Source organism: Streptomyces sp. NPDC127084, assembly GCF_042724175.1.
In the GTDB taxonomy this organism is placed as follows: Bacteria; Actinomycetota; Actinomycetes; order Streptomycetales; family Streptomycetaceae; genus Streptomyces.
Genome location: NZ_JBHXFA010000427.1, coordinates 1 through 1,072, shown reverse-complemented (window position 1 = coordinate 1,072; position 1,072 = coordinate 1). Strand labels below are relative to the sequence as shown.

1 protein-coding gene is annotated in these 1,072 nt (G+C 72.9%); it reads right to left on the bottom strand.

The window, feature by feature from the left end; all coding sequences use genetic code 11:
- The coding region (locus ACFWI9_RS34740) for a helix-turn-helix domain-containing protein (RefSeq protein WP_387169401.1) at positions 1-1,072 on the bottom strand (1,072 nt) is incomplete at both ends.

Below are 1,072 nucleotides of genomic sequence, written 5' to 3'. Positions count from 1 at the left end.
CCGCCCCGCCCACTCCCCCGCGCGGCGCCCAGACACGACCCGGGCGCCGCGCGCCGGGGGCCCGGGAAGCTTGAGGGGGACTCGGAACGCGCGGCCGGCCCCTGTCCGGGACCCTCCGGCGGGTCCAGACAGAGCAGGAACGTGTAATGGACGGCCTCCCACAGCGGCCGCACGTCCGCCGGCCAGCCGCCCAGCGCGGTCACCAGCGCCGCCGTCTGCTCCCAGCCCGCGATCATCTCGCCGCCCAGGATCTCGCTGACCGCCTGCGTGCTCAGTGCTCCGCGCGTGGCCTTGCGCACCACCCCGAACGGAGGGCGCCCCGCGGCCAGATGCAGTCCCCGCAGCGCTGCCTGCAGACGGGCCACCGCATCGGGAATCGCATACCGCCCCGGCGGCACCATTCCGTGCGCGCTCTCGAACAGCACACTCAGCTCGGCAGGATCACCACGGAACAGTTCGACCAGGGTGCACACCACCGGCCAGGTCGGAGTGCGCTCACCCGACAGAATCCGCGAGATGTACGACGGCGACAACGACGTCTGCTCGGCCACCTCCCTGAACGTCAGCCCGCTGGCCCGCTGCAGATACGACAGCGCCGAGGCCAGCTTCACCGATGCCCGTTCGGCCGCCTTCGACAACAGCTTGCCCTCAGCGTCACCCAGCCCCGACACGACGGGCACGGAAGGCTGCCGCACCGCAGCCCGCTCACCGGCCCGCCGCTTCAGCCGCTCCTTGACCCGGCTCTCCGGCCACCGCGTGCGCGCCGTCGTCGCGCTCACCCGGGCGGCACCGGCCACCTGCTCCCAGCTCGCCCCCAGATTGCGGGCATCCTGGACCGCCGCAGCCCGGTAGTAGTCCACCTCACGGGCCACCTCGTCCGCGCAGCGCAGCAGTTCCGCCAAAGACCGTCCGTCGTACTCGGCCTCCAGCAGCGCCGCAGACAGCGCCTGCAGATCCTCCGCGATCCGCCGGCCCAGCGGGAGCGCACTGTGCTCCTGCCGCTCCAGGTGGCCGTCCCGCTCACGCTGCGCCTTGCGCCGGCAGTCGATGCTGCAGTACTCCTTCTTCCGGC